Here is a 386-nt window from a genome sequence, read left to right on the forward strand (position 1 = left end):
ACCTCGGCTTACGTTTCGTCCCGGTACGCACCGACGCCGGCGATCACTACACGCAGGCCGGGCTGCCGCTCGCGCAGCCGGGGGAGCGCGGCGACCAGGTGCTTGACGCCCTTCTCGTACACGAGTCGGCCGGCAAAGGTGACCATCGGGCCGTCCCCGGCGACCCGGGCTCGGGCGTCGGCCACGGCGCTTGCCGGCGCGCCCCAGCCGTGCGGCTCCACGCCGTTGGCGACCACGTCGACCCGTCCGGCCGGTACGCCGAACAGCGCGTTCACCTCGTCGCGCATGTAACCGGAGCAGACGATGACGCGGCCGGACTCGTTGCTGAGCCACTGCTCGACGCCGTGGATTGTGCGGTTCATCTCCTCGGGCAGCCAGCCCTGGTG

General features: G+C 71.8%; 1 pseudogene. It reads right to left on the reverse strand.

Annotated features, from left to right (window positions below):
- Nucleotides 1-14: 14 nt before the first annotated feature.
- A pseudogene (locus C7C45_RS33065) lies at nucleotides 15-386 on the reverse strand (glycosyltransferase); the annotation flags it as partial.

Origin of the sequence: Micromonospora arborensis (genome assembly GCF_003205615.1) — a bacterium.
GTDB classification, from domain to species: domain Bacteria; phylum Actinomycetota; class Actinomycetes; order Mycobacteriales; family Micromonosporaceae; genus Micromonospora; species Micromonospora arborensis.